Source organism: Gordonia sp. IEGM753, from assembly GCF_050321825.1.
Classification (GTDB): Bacteria; Pseudomonadota; Gammaproteobacteria; order Pseudomonadales; family Pseudomonadaceae; genus Aquipseudomonas.
The window spans coordinates 205,645-227,217 of the sequence record NZ_JBNQGB010000002.1 but is presented as its reverse complement, the minus strand read 5'-3'; the positions used below and the strand labels follow the sequence as shown (position 1 = coordinate 227,217).

Annotated in this window: 20 protein-coding genes; 17 read left to right on the top strand and 3 right to left on the bottom strand. The window is 59.5% G+C overall.

Annotated elements, in window-relative coordinates; all coding sequences use genetic code 11:
- The first annotated feature begins 179 nt into the window (after positions 1–179).
- Positions 180–1,394, top strand: a complete 1,215-nt coding sequence (locus ACQR3R_RS13955) for a methyltransferase (RefSeq protein WP_428272882.1) — start codon at positions 180–182, stop codon at positions 1,392–1,394.
- A gap of 61 nt (positions 1,395–1,455) precedes the next feature.
- Here ACQR3R_RS13955 and ACQR3R_RS13950 read toward each other — a convergent pair whose 3' ends face one another.
- Positions 1,456–2,361, bottom strand: a complete 906-nt coding sequence (locus ACQR3R_RS13950; RefSeq protein ID WP_428272881.1) for an EamA family transporter — start codon at positions 2,359–2,361, stop codon at positions 1,456–1,458.
- Positions 2,362–2,614: 253 nt separating this feature from the next.
- On the opposite strand from ACQR3R_RS13950, the gene ACQR3R_RS13945 reads away from it, so the two are divergent.
- Both ACQR3R_RS13945 and ACQR3R_RS13940 read left to right on the top strand, forming a co-directional pair.
- Positions 2,615–3,196: a DJ-1/PfpI/YhbO family deglycase/protease gene (locus ACQR3R_RS13945; protein WP_428272880.1), complete on the top strand. Its 582-nt coding sequence runs from the start codon at positions 2,615–2,617 to the stop codon at positions 3,194–3,196.
- 13 nt (positions 3,197–3,209) lie between these two features.
- A complete protein-coding gene (locus ACQR3R_RS13940; protein WP_428272879.1) occupies positions 3,210–3,515 on the top strand; it encodes a ribbon-helix-helix domain-containing protein in 306 nt (101 codons plus the stop codon).
- 227 nt (positions 3,516–3,742) lie between these two features.
- On the opposite strand, the gene ACQR3R_RS13935 is transcribed toward ACQR3R_RS13940, so the two are convergent.
- Positions 3,743–5,326 carry a rhodanese-like domain-containing protein gene (locus ACQR3R_RS13935; RefSeq protein WP_428272878.1) on the bottom strand — a complete coding sequence of 528 codons (1,584 nt, stop codon included), beginning with the start codon at positions 5,324–5,326 and terminating at the stop codon, positions 3,743–3,745.
- Entirely contained in the window at positions 5,323–5,952 is a 630-nt protein-coding gene (locus ACQR3R_RS13930; protein WP_428272877.1) for a hypothetical protein, read from the bottom strand. The genes ACQR3R_RS13935 and ACQR3R_RS13930 overlap by 4 nt, the downstream gene beginning before the upstream one ends.
- A 104-nt stretch (positions 5,953–6,056) precedes the next feature.
- On the opposite strand from ACQR3R_RS13930, the gene ACQR3R_RS13925 reads away from it, so the two are divergent.
- The 14 genes from ACQR3R_RS13925 to ACQR3R_RS13860 all read left to right on the top strand — a co-directional run bounded on the left by ACQR3R_RS13925 (position 6,057) and on the right by ACQR3R_RS13860 (position 21,570).
- Positions 6,057–6,950, top strand: coding sequence for a LysR substrate-binding domain-containing protein (locus ACQR3R_RS13925; protein WP_428272876.1), 894 nt, complete (start codon positions 6,057–6,059; stop codon positions 6,948–6,950).
- Between the two features lie 148 nt (positions 6,951–7,098).
- Entirely contained in the window at positions 7,099–7,920 is an 822-nt protein-coding gene (locus ACQR3R_RS13920; RefSeq protein ID WP_428272875.1) for an ABC transporter permease subunit, read from the top strand.
- Between the two features lie 2 nt (positions 7,921–7,922).
- On the top strand, positions 7,923–8,702 hold the full coding sequence (locus tag ACQR3R_RS13915; RefSeq protein ID WP_428272874.1) for an ATP-binding cassette domain-containing protein: 780 nt from the start codon (positions 7,923–7,925) through the stop codon (positions 8,700–8,702).
- A complete protein-coding gene (locus tag ACQR3R_RS13910; protein WP_428272873.1) occupies positions 8,699–9,904 on the top strand; it encodes an acyl-CoA dehydrogenase family protein in 1,206 nt (401 codons plus the stop codon). Before ACQR3R_RS13915 ends, ACQR3R_RS13910 begins: the two co-directional genes overlap by 4 nt.
- Entirely contained in the window at positions 9,901–10,839 is a 939-nt protein-coding gene (locus ACQR3R_RS13905) for an NAD(P)-dependent oxidoreductase (RefSeq protein ID WP_428272872.1), read from the top strand. Before ACQR3R_RS13910 ends, ACQR3R_RS13905 begins: the two co-directional genes overlap by 4 nt.
- A gap of 12 nt (positions 10,840–10,851) precedes the next feature.
- Positions 10,852–11,670, top strand: a complete 819-nt coding sequence (locus ACQR3R_RS13900; RefSeq protein ID WP_428272871.1) for a class II aldolase/adducin family protein — start codon at positions 10,852–10,854, stop codon at positions 11,668–11,670.
- An 11-nt stretch (positions 11,671–11,681) separates the two neighbouring features.
- Positions 11,682–12,650, top strand: coding sequence for an ABC transporter substrate-binding protein (locus ACQR3R_RS13895; RefSeq protein WP_428272870.1), 969 nt, complete (start codon positions 11,682–11,684; stop codon positions 12,648–12,650).
- A 44-nt stretch (positions 12,651–12,694) separates the two neighbouring features.
- Positions 12,695–13,894, top strand: a complete 1,200-nt coding sequence (locus ACQR3R_RS13890) for a membrane dipeptidase (protein WP_428272869.1) — start codon at positions 12,695–12,697, stop codon at positions 13,892–13,894.
- A 212-nt stretch (positions 13,895–14,106) separates the two neighbouring features.
- Complete coding sequence (locus tag ACQR3R_RS13885; protein ID WP_428272868.1) at positions 14,107–15,684, top strand: FAD-dependent oxidoreductase; 1,578 nt, start codon at positions 14,107–14,109, stop codon at positions 15,682–15,684.
- Positions 15,685–15,775: 91 nt separating this feature from the next.
- On the top strand, positions 15,776–16,273 hold the full coding sequence (locus ACQR3R_RS13880) for a Rid family hydrolase (RefSeq protein ID WP_428272867.1): 498 nt from the start codon (positions 15,776–15,778) through the stop codon (positions 16,271–16,273).
- A 25-nt stretch (positions 16,274–16,298) separates the two neighbouring features.
- Positions 16,299–18,767 (top strand): TonB-dependent receptor domain-containing protein, encoded by a 2,469-nt coding sequence (locus tag ACQR3R_RS13875; protein WP_428272866.1) that lies wholly within the window; start codon positions 16,299–16,301, stop codon positions 18,765–18,767.
- A 3-nt stretch (positions 18,768–18,770) separates the two neighbouring features.
- Positions 18,771–19,769, top strand: a complete 999-nt coding sequence (locus ACQR3R_RS13870) for an aliphatic sulfonate ABC transporter substrate-binding protein (protein WP_428272865.1) — start codon at positions 18,771–18,773, stop codon at positions 19,767–19,769.
- A 271-nt stretch (positions 19,770–20,040) separates the two neighbouring features.
- Positions 20,041–20,817, top strand: a complete 777-nt coding sequence (locus tag ACQR3R_RS13865) for a 2OG-Fe(II)-dependent halogenase WelO5 family protein (protein ID WP_428272864.1) — start codon at positions 20,041–20,043, stop codon at positions 20,815–20,817.
- Between the two features lie 3 nt (positions 20,818–20,820).
- Complete coding sequence (locus ACQR3R_RS13860; RefSeq protein WP_428272863.1) at positions 20,821–21,570, top strand: tRNA-dependent cyclodipeptide synthase; 750 nt, start codon at positions 20,821–20,823, stop codon at positions 21,568–21,570.
- Positions 21,571–21,573 lie beyond the last annotated feature (3 nt).

Below are 21,573 nucleotides of genomic sequence, written 5' to 3'. Positions count from 1 at the left end.
ACACGCACATTATTGCAACAAGGAGACTCGTGTGGTGAGCGGACTTGTCCCCTCACCACAGGGAAGCCGACTTGGCTGACGATTCGCACCGTTCGGGAAATTAGCCGTGCCCTGACGCTGCATCGCCCTTAAAATACCCGCCATTCCCTGATTTGCTCCGCCCGAGGCCGTTTTTTCTCATGTCTGTCACCTCCACCCCCGCCAGCCTCGCGCCGGATCACCACGCCCGGTTCATCAATCTGCTGCAAACCAGTCTCGATCAAAACGCCTTCATCAAACTGGTGCTGGCCAAGTACGTTGGGGCCGAAACGGATTTGCAGCGGCTGATCATCAAGCAACTGACGGTCAAGGATCAGCCTTGCCTGTCCTTCGTTTATCGTTACAAGACCCGCGATATCACCAAGAACCTGTCGATTGAGGACGGTGTGACAACCATCGCCGAAATGCTACCGGCGTCGTTCAAAAATGCTCATTTGTTGTCGTTGACCGACGAAGCTCAGCTGGAATACAGCAAAAAGGGCAAGAGTTCGCTGTTCCAGAGCAAACCTCAGCAATTGCGCGAGGTGCCGTCCGCCGAGCATAACCGTGAGAAAAACCGCTTCCTCGATCTGAGCCGGCCGTTCTTGGCAGACCTGGGTGTGACCAACAGCAAGCACGAGCTGATTCCGGCGATGTCACGCAAGTGGAAGCAGATCAACAAGTTCATCGAAGTGTTCAGCCATGCGCTGACCACCTCACCGCTGGCGCTGGATAAGCCGGTGCAGGTGGCGGATTTCGGTTCAGGCAAGGGTTACCTGACGTTCGCGATCCACGATTACCTGCGCAACACCTTGAACGCTGAAGGCATGGTGACCGGCGTCGAGTTACGCGAAGAGATGGTCAACCTGTGCAACACCGCCGCCGCCAAGCTTGAGCACCCGGGGCTGGTGTTCAAGTGCGGCGACGTGCGCAGCGTCGCGCCGAGCGAGCTGGACGTGATGATCGCGCTGCACGCCTGCGACATCGCCACCGACTATGCGATACACACCGGCATTCGTTCTGGCGCCTCGATCATCATGTGTTCGCCGTGCTGCCACAAACAGATTCGCTTGCAAATCCAGAGCCCGGCGCTGCTCAAGCCCATGCTGCAATACGGCCTGCATTTGGGCCAGCAGGCCGAAATGGTCACCGACAGTTTGCGTGCGTTGTTCCTTGAAGCCTGTGGTTACGAGACCAAGGTGTTCGAGTTCATTTCACTGGACCACACCAACAAGAACAAGATGATCCTGGCGGTCAAACGCGCAGAGAAGGTAGACCCGGCTCAGCTGTTGTTGAAAATTCAGGAGCTGAAGGATTTCTACCACATCACCGAACATTGCCTCGAAACCCTGCTGCGGGCCGACGGCCTCCTCTAAGCCCGTGTGGGAGCGGGCTCGCTCGCGAAGGGGCCGTGACATTCAATATCTTAGTTGGCTGTCAGTCCACCTTCGCGAGCAAGCCTGCTTCCACAGCGGGTTTAACGGCGGTTTTACGCCCCAACATCACTGTCACGATCACCCCGGCTGCAAACAGCCAGGTGATCGGCTCGATGTGTTCCCCGAAAAACAACGCCGAAAACGCGATGGTAAAAAATATCTGCAACAACTGGATCTGACTGACCCGGGCAATGCCGCCCATGGCCAGGCCGGCATACCACGCAAAAAAACCGATGAACTGCGAAAACAGCGATACATAGCCAAATGCCCACCAGGTTTTGGCGGAAATCGCCCCCTGATGTTGCAGAGCCAGGTACACCACCGGCCCGATCAGCAACGGCGTTGACAGCACCAGCGCCCAGCAAATCACCTGCCAGCCACCCATCTCCTTGGCCAAACGACCGCCCTCGGCGTAGCCCAAACCGCCCAATGCGATAGCGCCGAACATCAGCAAATCGCCGGCCTGAATGCTTCCGGCACCGCTGATCAGTGCGTAACCCAGCACCAACGCACTGCCCAATGCGGCGCAGGCCCAGAAGGCTTTTGACGGTCGCTCATGGGAAAGCCACGCGGCATACAGGGCGACACACAGCGGTTGCAGCCCATTGACCAATGCGCCATGGGAGGCCGGCAAGGTTTGCATCGCCCACGCCGATAAAACCGGGAAACCGAGAATGACCCCCGCAATGACCAGCGACAGGCCTCTGACCTGCCGCCAGGTCGGCCATCGCTCCCGACGCCACAGCAGCAACAACGCCGCCGGGACCGCCGCGAACAATGCGCGGCCCAAACCGTTGAGCAACGGATGAATCTCCTGCACGACGATTCGGGTGAAGGGCAATGTGAGGCTGAAGATCACTACGCCCAGCAGGCCGAGGGCCATGCCGGTGTTTTCGCGCGAGGACATGATGGGGACCAGGATTCAGGGGTGATGAGTTGAGTCATCATCTAGCCATAATCCAGGGATCAGCAGCTGTTACAGCTAGGCGCAGAGTTATCCGTACAGTTGCCGCGCCCCTGTGGCGAGCAAGCTTGCTCGCGCCGGGCTGCGCAGCGGCCCCTATCGATTATTGGTAGTAGCTGGCTATTACCCTCCCTGCAGGATTAGGTCTACTTTGAGTATTCCTGCAGGCCCACGTTTTCCCAGAGGAGTCCTCACCATGGCGGCCAAGAAAATTCTGATGCTGGTCGGCGATTACGTCGAAGATTACGAAGTGATGGTGCCTTTCCAGGCGCTGTTGATGGTTGGTCATACGGTGCACGCGGTGTGCCCGGACAAAACTGCCGGGCAAACCGTTCGCACCGCGATTCATGATTTCGAAGGCGATCAGACATACAGCGAAAAACCGGGCCACCTGTTTGCGCTGAACTTCGATTTTGCCAAGGTTGCCGAAGCCGACTACGACGCGTTGCTGATCCCGGGCGGTCGTGCGCCGGAGTACTTGCGCCTGAACGAAAAAGTGCTGGAACTGGTGCGCGCCTTCGATAAGGCCGGCAAGCCGATTGCGGCCGTGTGCCACGGTGCACAATTGCTCGCGGCAGCGGGAGTTCTCGAAGGTCGCGAGTGCAGCGCCTACCCGGCGTGCGCCCCGGAAGTACGCTTGGCGGGGGGTACGTTCATCGATATCCCGGTGACGGACGGGCACGTTCAAGGCAATCTGGCGACAGCGCCGGCGTGGCCGGCACACCCGAACTGGCTCGCGGGTTTCCTTGGTCTGCTGGGCACCAAAATCACCCTGTAACGAGGGACTTTTCATGTGCGAGCTGTACGTCAAAGCCGATCCGATTCTTTACGAATCCCGCTCCCGCTCGCTGCGCATTTGCGGGGTGGTGACCACCCTGCGGCTGGAGAATCAGTTTTGGGACATCCTCAGCGAAATTGCCCAGGTCGATGGCATGACCACCAATCAGTTGATCGCCAAGTTGTATGAAGAGGTGATGGACTATCGCGGCGAAGTGGTGAATTTCGCTTCGTTCCTGCGGGTCAGTTGCACGCGGTACCTGAGCCAGCGACGGGGGCAGACTGCGGAGTTATCGGTGGTGCGCACGGCTGTAAAATAGGAGGATCGTCTCGTAGCGTCCCCTGACTGCTGGTACCCACGAGTGTGGTGAGGGAATGAACCTGTGGTGAAGAGATGAACCTGTGGTGAGGGGATAAATCTGTGATGAACAAATGAATCTGTGATGAAGAGATGAACTTGTGGTGAGGGGATAAATCCCCTCACCACAGGAAGTTTGTTTACTGAAGCGAAGCCATTACGAGCACATCGATCCTGTTCAGCTGGTTGTCAGATCACGAAGAAGCCGTGCGTGCCGTCCCGTCCCAGTTGCGCGACCAGTCCGTACTCCCAATCCAGGTAACCCTGCATGGCGGCACGTGGGTTGTCAGTGCCTTCATAAGGCCGGCGATAGCGGTCGATACGGGGTGAGGCCAAATGTTGCGGGCTGTTTTGCAATGGCAGTCCGGCGTCGATCCAGGCCGCGGTGCCGCCGCGCAAAACAGTCACCGGGCGCTGAGTCAGGGCCTGTAGCTGCGGCGCGACCCAACGGGCCAACAGGCTGCTGCCACAGGTCAGCACGTAGCGCTCGGCGGGTGGAATGTTTGCCAACGATGCCTGCAACTGACTGCGCAACACCCACCACGCACCGGGAATGTGCCGTTGTACGTAGAGCGCACTGGCGGTGAAATCCAGTACGTGTGTACCTGGCTCCTGCAACCAGTCCGCCAGGGTTTGCGGGCTGATTTCTTCAACGTCCGGTGCTGGCGGCAATGGGGCCTGCCAGGGGCCTAGTTCACTGAAATCTGTCGCGTTCAAGTCATCGAGTACGGTCACTTGCCAACCCATTTGCGCCAACCATGACGCGCTCATGTTAGCCCGCACGTTGTCGTCATCCACCAGCACCAGGCGTGCGCCGCGAACACTGGCGAAGTGGTCGGTTTCCTGAACCAATTGGCCGCCGGGCGTCGAGCGCGAACCGGGTAAATGACCGGCGGCAAACTCCTCAGGCGTCCGCACATCGAACAGGTAAGTTGTACGTGCAGGATCAGCCTGCCAGCGACGCAGTTCGGCCAGCCCTATCCGGCGCACATTGGCTTTCGTGGCGACGGCACGGGCGGCTTCGATGGCAAGATTCTTGTTCTGTGCACTCACCGCTTTGAAGCGTCGATCCTGGCCATGCTCCAGTGTCTGCCCGGCCAGGGTCCAGCCGATGGTGCCATTGCGCAAAGCCGCCACCGGGTTGGGAATGCCGGCGTTGACAAGCGATTGGGTGCCGATGATGCTGCGGGTTCGCCCGGCGCAATTGACGATGACGCGAGTCTTGGGGTCGGGTGCCAATTCGCGCACACGCAGCACCAGTTCTGCCCCCGGCACGCTGATGCCGCCGGGAATGCTCATGGTCTGGTATTCGTCAAACCGCCGAGCGTCGAGCACCACGACGTCAGCCTTTGAGTCCAGCAGCGCTTGCACTTCCTCTGCCGCCAGGGACGGGGTATGGCGTTCGGCATCCACCAGCTCGCCGAACGATTTGCTCGGCACATTGACGTCCTTGAACACTTCACCGCCGGCATCGCGCCAGCCTTGCAGACCACCGTCGAGCAGCGCCACGTCGGTGTAACCCAGTTGTTGCAGGCGCTGGACAGCTAGGCTGGCCAAGCCCTCGCCATCATCGTAAACGGTCACGGGCGTGTCTTTGCGCGGCACCCGTGCCAACACTTCAAGTTCCAGTTTCGACAGGGGGATGTTGGCGGCAAACAGCGGATGAGCTTCAGCAAAGGGTGCTTCTTCGCGCACGTCCAACAGCGCCAGTTCTTCACGTGCCAGCAGTGCTGTGCGGATGTCGGCGTGATAGCGGATTGCAAAATCGGTCATTGCGGGGGCTCCTTGGACAAGTCCCAGAGGTTAGGCAGCAGGCTGTTGGAGTAGCCGGAAATAAAGGTTTTTTCAGTGCCGTCGAGGCCATACACCGCGCGCTGCACTGCACCGATGTTGGCGCCATACACATGGATGCTGATCGACACTTGATCACTGAAGGCATTGGCCACCTGATGAATGTCACCCACTGTAGGCGACACCGCTTCAACCTGGCCCGGCTGCAGGCGCACCGGTTCGCCTGCCGGCGACAATTCTCCGTTGAGCTGTCGGGCAAAGCCTTGAGAGTACTCCGCACCACGCAACATGCCGATCAGCCCCCACACCCGGTGATCGTGGATAGGCGTACGTTGCCCCGGTCCCCAGACAAAACTGACAATGGAAAACCGCTTTCGGGAGTCGGCGTGCAGCAAAAACTGCTGGTAACGCTCGGGGTCGGGCTGGGCATACGCCTGCGGTAACCAGTCATCGACGCTGACCAGTTGTTGCAGCAAACCGCCACCGTGTTCAAGGATGGCGCTTTCCCCTGGCTGCTCATCAAGCAGCTCTGCGAGCTCGGCAATGAACTGGCGCAAGCGAGCCAGATTCGGTGGCGCAGGTTGATTGGGTACAACGTTATGGGGCATGAGCTCCCTCCGTGGAAACTGAAATAAACGTGAACTACACGGGCGAGCTAAAAGGTATTATTCTTTATGCACATTTTTCCAGTCATTTATTATGCGAAAAAAGAATGAAGATAGATGATCTGAACGCGTTCGTCGCAGTCATTCGCTGCCAAACCATCAGCCAGGCCGCTGATTCCCTGCAGTTGACCCAACCGGCAATTACCCGTCGGGTACAGAACTTCGAAGAAGCGCTGGGCGTCGAGTTGCTGGACCGTAATACCAAACCGCTGAAGCCGACGAGCATGGGGTTGCGGGTTTACGGGCAATGCCTGGAAGTGCTGCGCACCATCGATGCCCTCAGTGAACTGGTTGCCAGCGACGGTCCGCCCAGCGGAGCGTTACGCATCGGCGTGCCGCAGACCATCGGTGACGTGGTGTTGCTCGATGCCCTCAGTCAGTTGAAAGCCCTGTACCCGCAATTGCAGACTTCGGTGGCGACGGGGTGGGGCAGTCATTTGCTGGGCAAGGTCGAAAATGGCGAACTGGATGTGGTGGCGGCATTGTTCCCTGCCGGCAAGGTGTTCCCGGAAGGCGTGGTCGGTCGCTCGCTGGCCAGCATGAGCCTGGTAGTGGTCGCGGCCAAAGGCGAGGTGCGCAAGCGCTCATGCAAATTGGCGGATTGTTATCAGCGCGGTTGGGTGCTCAACCCGGACGGCTGCGGCTTCCGTGCGGGTTTGCAACGAGCATTGAGTGCGCAAGGTCTGTCCTTGCAAATCAACCTGGAAACCTTCGGTACTGAATTGCAGTTGGGTTTGATCGCCAATGGCTTGGGCTATGGCCTGGTTCCTCTGCCATTGCTGGAAAACAGCAGCCATCGCGACAAGCTCGAAATCGTCCCTGTTTCGGATTTCAAACCCGTGATTGATCTATGGCTTATCCATCCGCGCTTCCTGGGCAACCTGCAGGAACCGGTCGGTGTATTTGGCGAAATGGTGGCAGCCAGAGTCGGCAAACAGTGACAGACGGCATTGGTTTTAATTGTTTTTTGCATATCGTCGTTTGAGATAAATGCATTTTTTGTATATTAAGTTAGAACTAAAACGAATTTCACGGACGATTTTTATGTAGTTAGCATGGGGTTCGACGCGCTTAATCAGGGAAGTTGAAATGCCTGCGCACACCCCGGCTGCATTGCTTGATCGCCTCAAATCCTTGGTCCATTGGCCCGCGTGGCGTGACCTGCTCGCGCGCTTGCTGAGCCCGCTCCTGTTGTTGCTGCTGTGGGAGCTGGCTTCACGCACGGGGCTGTTGCCGCCACGCATCATCGCCGCCCCGAGCGCCATCGGCGCTACGTTATGGCAGATGCTCGGCAGCGGCGAGTTGGCCGCTCACCTGTGGATTTCCCTGCAGCGGGCACTCAGTGGCTTGGCCATCGGCGTCAGTGTCGGCACCGTTCTGGCGCTGGTGGCTGGCTTGTCGCGCCGCGGCGAAATCGCCATTGATTCGCCGATGCAAATGCTCCGCACCTTACCGTTCCTGGCCATCGTGCCGTTGTTCATCCTGTGGTTCGGCGTCGGCGAGACGCCGAAAATCGCCTTGATCGCCCTTGGCACCACGTTCCCGATTTACCTCACGCTGTTTTCCGGCATTCGCGGCCTCGACCCCAAACTTGTGGAGGCTGCCACGCTGCTTGGCCTCAAGCGCTGGGAACTGATCGTGCACGTGATCTTGCCTGGCGCGTTGCCGGCGTTCTTCGTCGGCTTGCGGTATGCCTTCGGTATCAGTTGGCTGGGTCTGGTGGTGGTCGAGCAGATCAATGCCAGCGCCGGCATCGGTTACCTGGTCAACGATGCGCGGGACTTCATGCGCACTGACGTCATCGTTATCTGCCTGATTATCTACAGCGTACTCGGCCTGGGTATCGACGGCCTGGTGCGCTTGCTCGAACGGTTTGCCTTGTCTTGGCGCCCGACCTTCATCAGGAACTGATCATGACTGTGTTGCTCGCAAAACCCACACGCGCTGCCGTCGAGTGCCGTCAGGTAACACGACGATTTGCCGGTCAAGCGGTGCTCGATAACCTGAACCTTGAAATTGCGCCCGGCGAGTTTGTCGCCCTGTTGGGCAGCAGCGGTTCCGGAAAAACCACTTTGCTGCGGGCGCTGGCCGGGCTGGACCGAATCGACGAAGGTCAGTTGCAGGTGCCCGAAGCGCTGGCGGCGGTGTTTCAGGAGCCGCGACTGATGCCGTGGAAGCGTGCCTGGCGCAATGTTTCCCTGGGCGTGCGTGGCGCGGCAGCGAAAGAACGTGCGCTGGCGGCGATGACCGAGGTCGGCCTGGCGCATCGGCTTGATGCCTGGCCTGGCACGTTGTCCGGTGGCGAGGCGCAACGTGTCGCCTTGGCCCGGGCGTTGGTTCGTGAACCGAAGCTGTTGCTGCTCGACGAGCCTTTCGCCGCCCTCGACGCGTTGACGCGTATCCGCATGCATCAACTGATTATCGCGTTGTGGCGAGTGCACACACCGGCCGTGTTGCTGGTCACGCACGACGTTGACGAGGCGGTGTTGCTGGCGGACCGGGTGGTGGTGTTGGCCCACGGGCGCATCGCCGAACAGATCCAGATTCGCTTGCCACGCCCGCGCCAGATCGCAACACCGGCATTTCATCATTTACGTTCGCGCCTGCTGGAGCTGCTGGGCGTCGATAGCGAATCCGACAATGCCAGCGTCGCGGACGATTCCCAACCCTTGAGCAGGACCGGCAACCAATGAGCTTATCCACCGTGCAACCGCGTGCCGAGCAACAGGCTCGGCAACCCGATCTGGACTCTGCGGCATTTGCCGAACAGCTGCAGGCGCTGAGCCGCGAGTTCGCCGCCACGGCGGCTTATTACGATAAACACAGCGAGTTCCCGCATGCCAATCTGCACCGTTTGCATGAGCACGGTTTGCTGGCGTTGACGGTGCCGCGCCGGCTCGGCGGCAGTGAAGCGACGCTGGCGCAGGCGCGCCGGGTGATCAGCGAGGTCGCCCGAGGCGAGCCGTCCACCGCGTTGGTGTTGGTGATGCAATACCTGCAGCACACTCGCCTGCAAGGCAATCAGGCCTGGCCGCTGCACCTGCGAGAACGGCTGGCGCGTGAAGCCGTGGAAGAGGGCGCATTGATCAACGCCTTGCGGGTTGAGCCAGATCTCGGCACGCCGGCACGTGGCGGCTTGCCCAATACCATTGCCCGCCGCGTGGACGGTGGCTGGATACTCAACGGCCGGAAGATTTACTCCACTGGCATTCCCGGCCTGACCTGGCTCGCAGTGTGGGCGCGAACTGACGACACCGAACCGTATGTCGGGACCTGGCTGGTGCATCGTGACACGCCGGGTATACGCATCGAAGAGACGTGGGATCACTTGGGCATGCGCGCCACGGGCAGCCACGATGTGATCTTCGACGAGGTGTTTGTTGCCACGCAATACGCGGTGGACATTCTGCCGGCCAGTGTTCCCCGCCCCTCTGAACTCGACAGTACGGGCGTGCTGTGGCTGGCGGTTTTGCTTTCTTCGATCTACGACGGTGTCGCCCGCGCGGCCCGCGACTGGCTAGTGGGTTGGCTTGCCGAGCGCACGCCCGCGAATCTGGGCGCACCGCTGTCGAGCCTGCCACGGTTCCATGAACTGATCGGGCGCATCGACGCGCTACTGTTTGCCAATCGCGTACTGCTGGATGCGGCCGCGCAAGGGCGGGTGGATCCGGGTGAAGCCACCCAGGTCAAATACCTGGTCACCAGCAACGCCATCAGCGCCGTGGAATTGGGCATCGAAGCCATCGGCAATCCGGGATTGGCGAGGGGCAATCCGATCGAACGTCACTACCGCGACGTGTTGTGCAGCCGGATTCACACGCCGCAGAACGATGCGATTCTGGGGGCCGTCGGGCGTGCGGTATTTGCGTTGCCGAGTCGCGGAGCGCAGGCATGACACGCATCGCCAGTCAGCTGGACGCCGCTTTCAATCAGCGGCTGCAAGAGCAATTGCCGGGCGTCGAAGTGCTGGCGCTGCCGCGCGGAGTGCCGGCGAATCTGCCGGCCGATGTGCAGGTTCTGCTCGCGGCGCCGCATGCCGATTTTCGCGATGCCGAAACGCCGCCGGCGGGGTGGCCGTTTGGCCTGCGGCTGGTGCAACTGGTGACCAGTGGGCTCGACTATTTCCCCCGTTGGTTGTTCGACAGCTTGCCGGTGGCCAGTGCGCGGGGCACCACGGCCGAGACGATGTCCGAGTTCGCCCTGGCGTCTATTTTTGCCGCCGCCAAGCAGTTGCCGAACGTCTGGATCAATGACGCTGCGCACTGGCAACAGCGTTCGCTAGCCGCCGTGTCTGGCAGCACCTTAGGGCTGTTCGGCTTCGGCAGTATCGCCCAGGCCCTGGCGCCAAAAGCACTGGCGCTGGGGATGCAGGTGTTGGCGTTGCGCAACTCTACGCAGCCGTTTGAAGTGGCCGGGGTGCAAGCAGTGGCGGACATTCACGCGCTATTTGGCCGTGCCGATCATGTGCTCCTGGCAGCGCCGGTTACGCCACTGACGCACCACATCGTCAACGAAGCGGTGCTGGCGTCAGCACGGCCGGGATTGCATTTGATCAACCTGGCGCGCGGTGCCCTGATCGATCAACACGCGTTGCTGCGAGCGCTGGAGGCGGGCCAGGTGGGGCTGGCCAGTCTTGATGTCAGCGACCCCGAACCCCTGCCGGCCGGTCATCCGTTTTACGGCCATAAAGCCATCCATTTATCACCCCATACCTCGGCTAATTCGCCGCAGGTGTACCTCAACATTGCCCGATTGCTGGGGCGCAATATCGAACGCCATCGCAACGGGTTGCCATTGGAAAACCGGGTGGAAATCGCCCGTGGATATTGAAGGGAGTCAGCCATGAGCGCAGTCAATGCAGTGCATCGTCCGGCGGTGTACGACTTGCCCCGCGACGGCCATACGGTGTTTCGCTGGGAGCATCCGCCACAACAGCAGAACGTCGAACTGGAACGGCAGCAGCGTAAACAGAGCCTGGCCATTGCGTTGCGAGTGTTCGCCTTGCAGGGCTTCGATATGGGCGGCGCCGGGCATATCACGGTGCGCGATCCGGAGCGCCCGGACCATTTTTGGGTGAACCCCGTAGGCGTTTATTTCGGCCATATCCGGGTCTCGGATTTACTCTTGGTAAACCCTGAGGGCGAGATTCTAGAAGGCGAGGGCGCCTTGAACCTGGCAGCGTTCGCCATCCATGCCGCGCTACACGAAGCTCGCCCACACGTGATCGCGGCGGCACATGCGCACTCGTTGTATGGCAAGGCTTGGTCGAGCCTTGGGCGTTTGCTCGATCCGCTGACCCAGGACGCCTGCGCCTTTTATGAAAAGCACGCCTTGTTCGATAACTTTTCCGGGGTGGTCCTGGAGGCCAGTGAGGGGGCGCGCATCGCCCGCACCCTCGGCAATCACCACGCCTTGATCCTGCAAAATCATGGCTTGCTGACCGTCGGCGAAACGGTTGAGGCCGCGGTGTGGCGCTTTATCGCCATGGACAACGCGGCGCGCACGCAACTGCTCGCCGAGGCTGCAGGTTCGCCAAAGTTAATCCCACATGACGTGGCCCGGCACACGGCCAAACAGGTCGGTACCGAGTTTGGTGGCTGGTTCAGCTTCCAGCCGTTTCGCGAGCGGATTTTGCGTACCGAGCCGGATGTTCTGACTTGAGGAGTTACACCATGCACCGTCGACGTTTTCTTGAACTCTCGGCGCTGGCCAGCCTGGGCGCGCTCAGCGCCGGGTTACCGCGCATCAGCCTGGGCGCCAACGACCTGAGTGGCGTCACCCTGAACGTGGCGACGTACAAAGGCGCGGCACCCACGTTCTTCGCCGAAGCGGGTATCGAGCCTGCGCCCTATACCGTCAAGTACGCCGAGTTCACTGGCGGCAACCTCAGTTTTGAGGCGCTGGTCAGCGGCACGCTCGATATATCGCCGATGAGTGAGATACCGCCGATTTTCGGAATCAAGAATCACGCGCCAGTGAAGCTGATCGCGGTGCTCACCGGCGATGTCAACAACCAGGCGTTCATCGTGCCCAAAGACTCCACGGTGCAATCCGTTGCGCAGCTCAAGGGCAAGCGCATCGGTTATATCCGCTCTACCAGCTCGCATTACTTTTTGCTTAAAGCACTGAAGGAACAGGGCCTGACCTTTAATGACATCCAGCCCATGGCGCTGACACCTCAAGACGGTTTCGCAGCGTTTCAGAACGGTGCGCTGGATGCCTGGGTCTGTTTTGGCTACTTCATTCAACTCGCCGAGCAGCGCAGCGGCGCCCGGGTGTTGAAAACCGGCCAGGGCTATCTGTCGGGCAACTACGTGATCGCCGCCAATCAGAACAGCATCGCCGACCCGCTCAAGCATCAGGCGATTACCGATTACATCTTGCGCGAGTATCGGTCTTGGCAATGGATTGCGTCGCATCCCGAGGAATGGGCAAGCAAAAGCGCAAAAGTTCTCGGCATGCCGCGTGACGTGTTCCTGGCTCAGTACCGTGCACAAAGTGGCCCCCGGTTACTGCGGCCAGTGGACGACGCGGCAGTAAAGTCCCAACAGGACGTTGCGGACCTGTTTTTCGAGGCCGGCGTATTGCCCCAGCACCTTGATGTGTCGGGGATATGGGACCGAAGTTTTCACTGGAGCTGAATTCACTTTTCCGGTGGTCCAAACATTTGCCAGGGAGGGCACGCATGCTCACTTCTTTTGCCCGTCATTCGGCGGTTCTGTTGTGCCTGATCAGTCCTTTTGGGCACGCTTCGCAAACTGCCACGCAACTGCATCAGCGCCTTACCGTGCTTGATAGCCACCTCGATACACCGATGCAACTGGCCCGTCCGGGGTGGGACATCACCCAGCGTCATACTTATGCCGAAGACTTGTCCCAGGTGGATTTGCCGCGCATGAAAGAGGGCGGGCTGGACGGCGGTTTCTGGGCGATTTTCACCCCGCAAGGACCTCTGACTGCAGAGGGCCGGACATTGGCGAGCGAACATGGCCTGGCGGTGATCACACGAATTCGCGATCTGATTGCTGCCCACCCCAGGGATTTTGCATTGGCTTTGCGCGCCGAAGACGTGCCGGCAATTGTCGCGCGCCAGCAGCGGGTGGTGTTTATCAGCATGGAGAACGCCGAGCCGTTGGCGGCGGATCCGCAACGCTTGCAGACCTATTATCGACTGGGGCTGCGCATGCTCGGGCTGGTGCATTCGGCCAACAACGACTTCGCCGATTCGGCCACCGCTTTACCGCAATGGCACGGCTTGAGTCCGGCCGGCCAGGCATTGGTCGGCGAGGCTAATCGGCTGGGCATTCTGCTAGACGTCTCGCACGCCTCGGATCAGGTGTTCGATCAAGTGCTGGAGCTGTCCACCGCGCCGATCATTGCTTCGCACAGCAGCAGTCGGGCGATCACGGCGCACCCACGTAACCTCGACGATCAGCGCTTGCGTCGGTTGGCGGCGAAGGGCGGTGTGGTGCAGGTCAACAGCTTTCCCAGTGACTTGATCAATCGCGTGCCCGACCCCGAACGCGATAAGGCGTTGGGCCCGTTGTACCGTGAGTTTCGGCTGGCGGCGAGCATGAACCCGGCCCAGGTGGCGGATCTGGCAGCGCGCATCCGCGAGGTCGAATCCCGCTATCCGCAAGTCCAGGCAAGCCTCGATGATTTCATGAAGCACTTGTTGCACATCCTCCAGGTCGTCGGCCCCGATCATGTCGGAATCGGCGCGGACTGGGATGGCGGCGGCGGGGTGCAAGGCTTGAGTGACGTTGCGCAGTTGCCGCGCATTACCGAGCGTTTACTGGCGGCGGGTTACAGCGAAAGTGACCTGGCGAAAATCTGGGGCGCAAATTTGTTGCGGGTACTGAGCGAGGCGCAACACGTGCACTGATAGCGCGAACATGATTGAACGTTGTGACTATGCAATGGCCGCAGAATCTTCTTTGTTGAATATGAAACAAATTAATATTTGCATATGCTTAAAATGTATTTCTCTTATTAAACATCGCCCCCTAGGATGGCTTCCCATAGACCCAAGTGACTGAACAAGTTGCTCGGCTATAACCGAATGCACTATCTATTTGCCAGGCAGGGAGCGCTTGAATGCCATTGACCAGAAGACAATTGATCGCCCGTGTCGCCGCTGTCGGTGGCCTTCAGGCGGCCTCTGCGGTGATGGGCATGCTCGGACTGAACGAGACTGCGCAGGCCGCTGCGGAGAACTATGCAGCCCTGCCGGTCGCCAGCGTGGGTCATGGCGCCAGTGTGGTGGTGATTGGTGCCGGCATCGGCGGCCTGGTCAGCGCTTATGAGCTGAAGAAGGCTGGCTTCAAGGTCACGCTACTCGAAGCGCGTGACCGTGTCGGCGGCCGTAACTGGACCGTGCGCGGCGGTGATCGTGTCGACTACACCGATGGCAGCGTGCAGGTCGCGGATTTCGATAATGGCTTCTACCTCAACGCCGGTCCCGGTCGCTTGCCCAGCCATCATCAACTGATGCTCGGCTACTGCCGTGAACTGGGGGTAGAGCTGGAGGTGCTGGTCAATACCAGCCGCAATGCGCTGGTGCGCCCGGACCTTAATCAGCCGGCGATCCAGATTCGACAAGCGGTCAACGATAGTCGCGGGCACTTTTCCGAGTTGCTGGCAAAAGCCGTCAATCGCAACGCGCTGGACCAGGAACTCAGCCTCGAGGACCGCAGCAACCTGCTGAGTTTTCTCAAGACCTGGGGCGACCTCTCGGACAAGCTCGAATACGTTGGTTCCGCCCGCTCGGGCTACAAGGTCTGGCCGGGTGCGGGTGATCAGCTCGCGCAGAAAAAGGACCCGCTGCCGTTGCAGACATTGCTTAACCCGGCGCTGACCACCGCGTTGATGATTGATGAATACCCGGAATTTTCGCCGACCATGTTTCAACCCGTTGGCGGCATGGACCGCATCCCCAAGGCGTTCGCCCAACACCTGAAAGCGGCGCTGCGCCTGAACGCCGAAGTGCGCTCGATCACCAATCAAGCGGATTTCGTCGAGGTCGGCTATCTGGATCGGCGCAGCGGCCGCGAACAAAAAATTCGCGCCGATTATGTGATCAGCGCGTTGCCGTTGCCGCTGCTGGCCAAGATCGACAGCAACCTCGCAGCACCCGTGCGTCAGGCCATTTCAAGCGTGCAATTCGGTTACGCGAACAAGGTTGCGTGGCAGTCCCGGCGATTCTGGGAAAGCGATTATCAGATCTACGGCGGTCTGTCGTTCATCAATCAGGAAGCGTCGGGCCTGTGGTATCCCAGCGGTGGTTTCAATCAGGCGCAAGGGGTGTTGGTAGCGGCTTATAACAATGGTGAAACCGCCCGCAAGTTTGGCGAGAAAAGCCTTGATCAACAAATCGCCATCTCCCGGCAAGCCGTTGAATTGTTGCACCCGGGGCATGGCCATGAGCTGCGTAAGCCACTGGCAATCGCCTGGGCAAAGATTCCGTACAACCTCGGCCCGTGGATCAACCACGAGGTTGCCGAACCCGACTACAGCTTGCTCAACCAGCCTCAGGGCCGGGTGTACCTGACCAGTGACGGGCTCGCGCACAGTGGTGTCGGCATTTGGCAGGAAGCGGCGGCCGGCGCGGCGCGGCGTGTGGTGCGCAATCTTTTCGAGCGGGCGCAAAGCTCGCCCATCAAGCAAACGGCCTGAAAAAGCCGCGCTTTCATTCAAACAGCCACAAACGATTTGCCAGGTAGCGGACCTCCGAGGCTGGCATTAAATAACCTTGGAGTGTCTTTGCATGTCTTTGAAAAAAACCTTGCTGGGGATGGGGATCCTCTTCGCGGCGAGCAACACCCTGGCCGCCTCGATTTCGCGAGTGCCCTCGACGTATCCCAACTCACCGATCCTGCAATCGGTGACCCTCGGCGCCAACACCGAGGTCACTTACCTCTCGGGCCTGCTGCCCGATCCGGTCGACCCTAAAGCCGCGAAAGATCAAATACGTGCCGTCGGCAATACCGAAGCCCAGACCCGCGTGGTGCTGCGCAAAGTCGAGAACATCCTGGCGAGCCAGGGCTTGAAACTGGCCGATGTGGTGCAACTGCGTATTTACCTGGTGGGCGACCCGGCGCTGGGCGGCAAGCTCGATTTCGATGGCCTGCAAGTGGCGTTTCGCGAGTTCTTCGGCACCGACCAGCAACCGCTGAAACCTGCGCGCACCACCGTGCAAGTGGCCGGGCTGGTATTGCCGGGAGCCTTGATTGAAGTCGAAACCGTTGCCGCCAGGTCGCACTGAGCGCCGTCAGAAAAGGATATTTGAAATGCGTTCAACTTTGCATAAAGCCCTGTTCGGTGCTGCCCCATTGAGCTTCGGCCTGCTCGGCATGGCCGTGCCGCCCGAGCTGTTTGCCGCCGACGAAACACTCGGCACGGTAGTGGTCACAGGCGTACGCGGCAGCCAGCAACGTACCGTCACTAACAGCCCCGCGCCGATTGACGTCATCGACAGCGAGCAACTGCGTACCATCGGCCAGAACGGCCTGAAAGAGATGCTTGGGCGTTTGTTGCCCTCCTTCAACGTGCCGACCATCAATGGCGGCGGCACCGCTTTCCTGGTCCGTGGCGTGAGCATGCGCGGCCTCGGCGGCGACCAGGTGCTGGTGCTGATCAACGGCAAGCGTCGGCACAACTCGGCACTGATCAACAACGGCGCACGGGTGGGCAATGCCTCGGTTCCGGTAGACCTGGACCTGATTCCCACGGCCTCCATCGAACGCATCGAGGTGCTGCGTGACGGAGCGGCGGCGCAGTACGGCTCCGACGCCATTGCCGGGGTGATCAACATCATCCTCAAGCGCAATGCCGAAGGCCTGACCTCCGACACCAGCGTCGGCCAGTATTACGACGGCGATGGCACCACTGGCCACGAAGCCTTCAACTGGGGCTCGGCACTGGGTGAAAACGGCGGTTTCTTCAACCTGTCGTGGGACGGCAAACTGCAGGAGCCTTACGAGCGCTCCAGTGCGGCCACCGGCCAGTTGTATTTCAACCAGCCGAACGGTGCGCCTGACCCTCGCGAAAGTAACCGTCAGGGGTGGGGCACCGAGTACGGGCTGGGCCGTGACCGAACCACCAGCGTCGCCTACAACGCCGAGTTGCCGTTACAGGACGACTTGAAGCTGTATTCGTTTTCGACCTTGAGTTATCGCAACAGCAACAAGGATTTAGGCCATCGCAAGCCCACCGACATCACCAGCCTCAATGGTGTGCCGGACGCGCCCTATCCAAACGGCGGACAGGCGCGACGCGAAATTCACGAGGTGGACTTTCAATTCGCCGGTGGTGCCAAGGGGCAGGCGGGGAATTGGGATTGGGACCTGTCGAGCACCTACGGCAAGGACCGTGCTGTGCTCGATACCGACAATAACCTGAACATTTCCAACGGCCCTTACGGCCAGCATGACTTTCACTTGGGCAACCTGATTTTCGATCAGTGGACCAACAACCTCGATTTCACAAGGGCACTGGATATCGGTTGGAGCAGCCCACTTGAAACCTCGTTCGGCGTTGAGTACCGCTGGGAAAAATACGCACTGGAGGACGGCGAAGCGAATTCCTACAACTACGGCAATTACGTGCCAAACGTTGGCCGATTCGCCGGCGTGCGGCCCGACCCCGGTTTGTTTTCGGTCAATGGCACGACTCCGGATGATGCCTACGATCTTGAGCGTCACAGCGAAGCTGCTTATCTCGATTTCGGCCTGAACATCACGCCTGACTGGTATGTCGGCGCTGCCGCACGTTATGAGAAGTACAACCTTGGCGTAGGCGACACCACCAGCGGCAAGCTGACCACGCGTTACGAGTTCCTGCCGGGCTATGCGGTGCGTGCAGCGGTCAGCAATGGCTTCCGAGCGCCGTCGCTGGCGCAAAGTGTGTTTTCCACCACCAGCACCGTGACCCAGTTCGGTGCCAATGGCACCACCAGTTCGGTACGCACCAAGCAAATGCGCCCGGATTCGGCCGAAGCGATTGCTCTGGGGGCGAAGAACCTGGAGCCGGAAACCTCGCGCAATTACAGCCTGGGTTTCACTGCGGAACCTGCCGAGCGCCTGCGCTTTACCGCAGACTTCTACCTGATCGACATCGACAAGCGCATTCTGCAAACCGGTTTGCTGCAAGGTGCCGCCGTCTCGCAGATCCTCGTGGAAAACGGCTTGGCACCCAACCTCGCCGGGCAGTACTACGCCAACGCCGCAGACACCCGCACCAAGGGCGTAGACCTGGTAGCCGATTACAGCCAGTCGTTTGGCGAGTACGGAACGGCGAAATGGAGCGTCGCCTACAACCACAACAAAACCACGATTCGTGACCTCGCGGACACACCGGCAGCCCTCGCGCGGCTGGGTTCCAGTTACCTGCTGTTTGATCGTCAGCAGCAGATCGACCTGACCCAGTCGACGCCTAAGGACAAGTGGATTCTGTCGACCAACTACAAGGTCGGCGACTGGACCACCAACCTGCAACTCACGCGGTTTGGCGAGTACACCGAAGGCTCGAACATTCCGGCCAACGACCGGACGTACAGCGCCAAGTGGATCACCGATATCGACGTGGCTTACGACGTGACCAAGAACCTCACCGTTGCGCTGGGTGCGAACAACCTGTTCGACGAATACCCCGACAAAATCGGCCTCAAGGCTTGGGCCGGTACCTATGAATACGGCATGTTCTCGCCTTATGGACTGGGCGGCGGGTATTACTACAGTCGCGTCAGCCTGGCGTTCTGATCAATGACCCAACGCACATCGGGCAGCAGCAAGCGTGTTCGCGATGAGGCCATCAACCCCGGCGCAAAACTCGGCTGGGTGTTGATGATAATCCTGTTTTTTTCAGGATCTGGCACCGTGGCCGTGGCGGACGACACGTTGCGTGTTTCCAGCCAAAAACAGTCGCTGAAGATTTTGCTGCAAGCAGCCGGGGAGCTGGAAAACTTGCCGTACCCGATCGAGTTTGCCTCGTTCGCTGCTGCCGCGCCCACCGCCGAAGCCTTGGCGGCAGGCGCGGTGGACATCGGCAGCCTGGGGGATGCGCCGTTCGTGTTTGCCGCCGCCGCGGGCGCGCCGATCAAAACCGTCGGTGTGATCAAGGTCAACGTGACCCAAACGGCTGTGGCCATTGTGGTCAACCAGAACTCGCCACTGACCGACGCCGCCAGCCTGAAAGGCCAGCGGATTACCACCACTCGTGGCTCCATCGGGCACTTCATGGCATTGGCCGCGCTGCGTTCGGCTGGCCTGCATGCACGCGATGCGCAGTTTATTTTCCTGCAGCCTGGCGAGTCTCGCAGCTTGCTGGCCAATGGGCAGGCGGATGCCTGGTCGACTTGGGATCCCTACACCAGCATGGTGCAAATGGAAGGCGGCACGCGCGTGCTGGTCAGTGGTGAGGGATTGTTTGCCGGCCACATGTTGCTGGTGGCCAACGACACTGCGATCCGTGACAAGCCTGCGCAAATTCGCGACCTGCTCCAGCGCCTGGGTCGCGCCTATGCCTGGGCTAACGAGCATCAGGAAGTGTTTTCGAAGATCCAGGCCGGCTATAGCGGCTTACCGGTGGAAATTCATGAGCGCTCCAATCGTTTTGCCCTGCCGCACCGAATTCCTGTCGCGCCAGCCGTGGTTGAGGATGTGCAGCACACCGCCGACCTTTATCGGGATGAGGGCATTATCCAACGCTCATTCACTGCGGCTGGTTACTTTGATGGTCAGTTCAATGAGGTGACAGATTAATGACTACCGGGTGCTGGTTAAGTTGAATAACGTTTTTATGATGTGATTTTTTAAGTTTAACTATCAGTGTTTTTTATAGTCGTGTGCGCGGTCTTTAAGTGATCTGCGTAAAACGCTATTTGTCTGATTTTCTATACATTTTTAAGTTGGGTGATTAGAGGTAAACGATATTTCACACGGCTTGATGGTTTGCCTAAAGTTGCCTTGAAACAATTTAAAAGATTTACCGGTTTATTCATCTTCGCTACTTCCAGGGAATGAGGGAGCTTGCATGTTCACTGTAACGACTGCCGATAAACTTCAAGCGCGGCATATTCTAGATGTCGTGGAAAAACGTTCTTACGGTGTGCAACTGAAAGGCTTTTGTCCGCCGGACACCTTGCAGGTTGCACGTGATCATTTGTTCCAGCCAGAACTGCGCAGTGCCTTCAGTGAGCAACAGGAGTTCGTGCGCGTCGGCAAGGCCTACATCGAAATTCAGGATGAACACAGTCGCGCCGAGTATCACGCCCAGGCACAGGCCAACATCCGACGGATTCGCAACCTGTTTCGGCCGCTGGCTTCACCCATCGATGAACTGCGCTTGCTGCTGGATGAAGTCTGGCCACAAGGCGCGCACTTGCTACAGGTGGACGGCCAGAAGTGCTTCGTCGGTATCGCGCGTTTTCAGGGCAGCGGCGTCGACCTGACACCGCACACCGACAATCTTGAGCGCAATGCACCGCCGGGCCATAACCCGAAGTTGCTCACGCAGCTGTCGACCAACATCTATCTGGAAATTCCCGAGGACGGCGGTGAACTGGAGATCTGGGGCATTGAGCCGGACGAGGCGCAATACAACCGGCTCAGAGGCGACCGCGCCTATGGCATTGAACGCCACTTGCTACCGCCGCCGGACTTCGTGATCAAGCCTGAGCCCGGTGACCTGATCTTGCTGAACCCGAGGTTGATTCATGCGGTGCGGCCATCAGCGAGCAGTACGCGCGTCACCCTCGGCGTTTTTATCGGTTTTTACGGCGAACATCAGCCTTTGGCCTACTGGAGCTAACTCATGAGTCATGCACAGGAAATCAACCTCAAGGCCTATTTCAACAAGGGCGGCGAAGAGCACGAATTTGAAGGCAAACGCGTGGTGTTGGCGGTCAGCGTGGGCCAGGAATACCACGAAGACCAGAAGCTGCGATCAACCATTCACCTGATCAACCAGTCGGGTTTCAGCCACGTCAAAGTCGTGGTCGCCGACACGCTGCAGCGCCACAACAAGCACGGCAAATCGCCCGGCGAAGCACTGTCGGCGTCGATACGCGACGGCGACGCCTGGCTGGCGCGCAACCAGCCGATACTCGATGGTTTACGGGTGCCTTATCACATCACTCGCTGGAACCAGGAACTGGCGAGCGATCACTACGCCGAACTGCGCCAGCAACTGAATGTGATCTACCACGAACGCCATGAGCTGCGCGAAGCCATCGAAAGCACCATTGCGGTGTTCACCGACCGTTTGCGATTGCGTGACGAACACGCCGACATCGAACGCGCCGCCAGCCAATGCCGCGAATACATCCTCGAAGAAATCCCGATCATCCTGCCGCTATGGGCAGGCGAGGGCTATGACTACGTGTTGTACCCACAGCAGATGACCGCAGCGATGGCCACCAGCCGCGACCTGCTGATCGAACCGCACAACCCGGACCGCGTGCGCTGGTTACCGCTGAAGTTCAAGAAGCGCGGCATTCCGATTCCGTTCACGTTACCGGGTGTCATTCACCCGAACTGGTCGAATGGCGCGGTTGCGATTTAGTCG

Excerpts from the sequence above, each read along its gene's own strand:
- ACQR3R_RS13895 (WP_428272870.1), top strand. The coding sequence starts at position 11,682 with ATGCACCGTCGACGTTTTCTTGAACTCTCGGCGCTGGCCAGCCTGGGC.
- ACQR3R_RS13875 (WP_428272866.1), top strand. The coding sequence starts at position 16,299 with ATGCGTTCAACTTTGCATAAAGCCCTGTTCGGTGCTGCCCCATTGAGC.
- ACQR3R_RS13930 (WP_428272877.1), bottom strand. The coding sequence starts at position 5,952 with ATGCCCCATAACGTTGTACCCAATCAACCTGCGCCACCGAATCTGGCT.
- ACQR3R_RS13950 (WP_428272881.1), bottom strand. The coding sequence starts at position 2,361 with ATGTCCTCGCGCGAAAACACCGGCATGGCCCTCGGCCTGCTGGGCGTA.
- ACQR3R_RS13905 (WP_428272872.1), top strand. The coding sequence starts at position 9,901 with ATGACACGCATCGCCAGTCAGCTGGACGCCGCTTTCAATCAGCGGCTG.
- ACQR3R_RS13910 (WP_428272873.1), top strand. The coding sequence starts at position 8,699 with ATGAGCTTATCCACCGTGCAACCGCGTGCCGAGCAACAGGCTCGGCAA.
- ACQR3R_RS13955 (WP_428272882.1), top strand. The coding sequence starts at position 180 with ATGTCTGTCACCTCCACCCCCGCCAGCCTCGCGCCGGATCACCACGCC.
- ACQR3R_RS13925 (WP_428272876.1), top strand. The coding sequence starts at position 6,057 with ATGAAGATAGATGATCTGAACGCGTTCGTCGCAGTCATTCGCTGCCAA.
- ACQR3R_RS13915 (WP_428272874.1), top strand. The coding sequence starts at position 7,923 with ATGACTGTGTTGCTCGCAAAACCCACACGCGCTGCCGTCGAGTGCCGT.
- ACQR3R_RS13945 (WP_428272880.1), top strand. The coding sequence starts at position 2,615 with ATGGCGGCCAAGAAAATTCTGATGCTGGTCGGCGATTACGTCGAAGAT.
- ACQR3R_RS13865 (WP_428272864.1), top strand. The coding sequence starts at position 20,041 with ATGTTCACTGTAACGACTGCCGATAAACTTCAAGCGCGGCATATTCTA.
- ACQR3R_RS13885 (WP_428272868.1), top strand. The coding sequence starts at position 14,107 with ATGCCATTGACCAGAAGACAATTGATCGCCCGTGTCGCCGCTGTCGGT.
- ACQR3R_RS13900 (WP_428272871.1), top strand. The coding sequence starts at position 10,852 with ATGAGCGCAGTCAATGCAGTGCATCGTCCGGCGGTGTACGACTTGCCC.
- ACQR3R_RS13880 (WP_428272867.1), top strand. The coding sequence starts at position 15,776 with ATGTCTTTGAAAAAAACCTTGCTGGGGATGGGGATCCTCTTCGCGGCG.
- ACQR3R_RS13940 (WP_428272879.1), top strand. The coding sequence starts at position 3,210 with ATGTGCGAGCTGTACGTCAAAGCCGATCCGATTCTTTACGAATCCCGC.
- ACQR3R_RS13860 (WP_428272863.1), top strand. The coding sequence starts at position 20,821 with ATGAGTCATGCACAGGAAATCAACCTCAAGGCCTATTTCAACAAGGGC.
- ACQR3R_RS13890 (WP_428272869.1), top strand. The coding sequence starts at position 12,695 with ATGCTCACTTCTTTTGCCCGTCATTCGGCGGTTCTGTTGTGCCTGATC.
- ACQR3R_RS13870 (WP_428272865.1), top strand. The coding sequence starts at position 18,771 with ATGACCCAACGCACATCGGGCAGCAGCAAGCGTGTTCGCGATGAGGCC.
- ACQR3R_RS13935 (WP_428272878.1), bottom strand. The coding sequence starts at position 5,326 with ATGACCGATTTTGCAATCCGCTATCACGCCGACATCCGCACAGCACTG.
- ACQR3R_RS13920 (WP_428272875.1), top strand. The coding sequence starts at position 7,099 with ATGCCTGCGCACACCCCGGCTGCATTGCTTGATCGCCTCAAATCCTTG.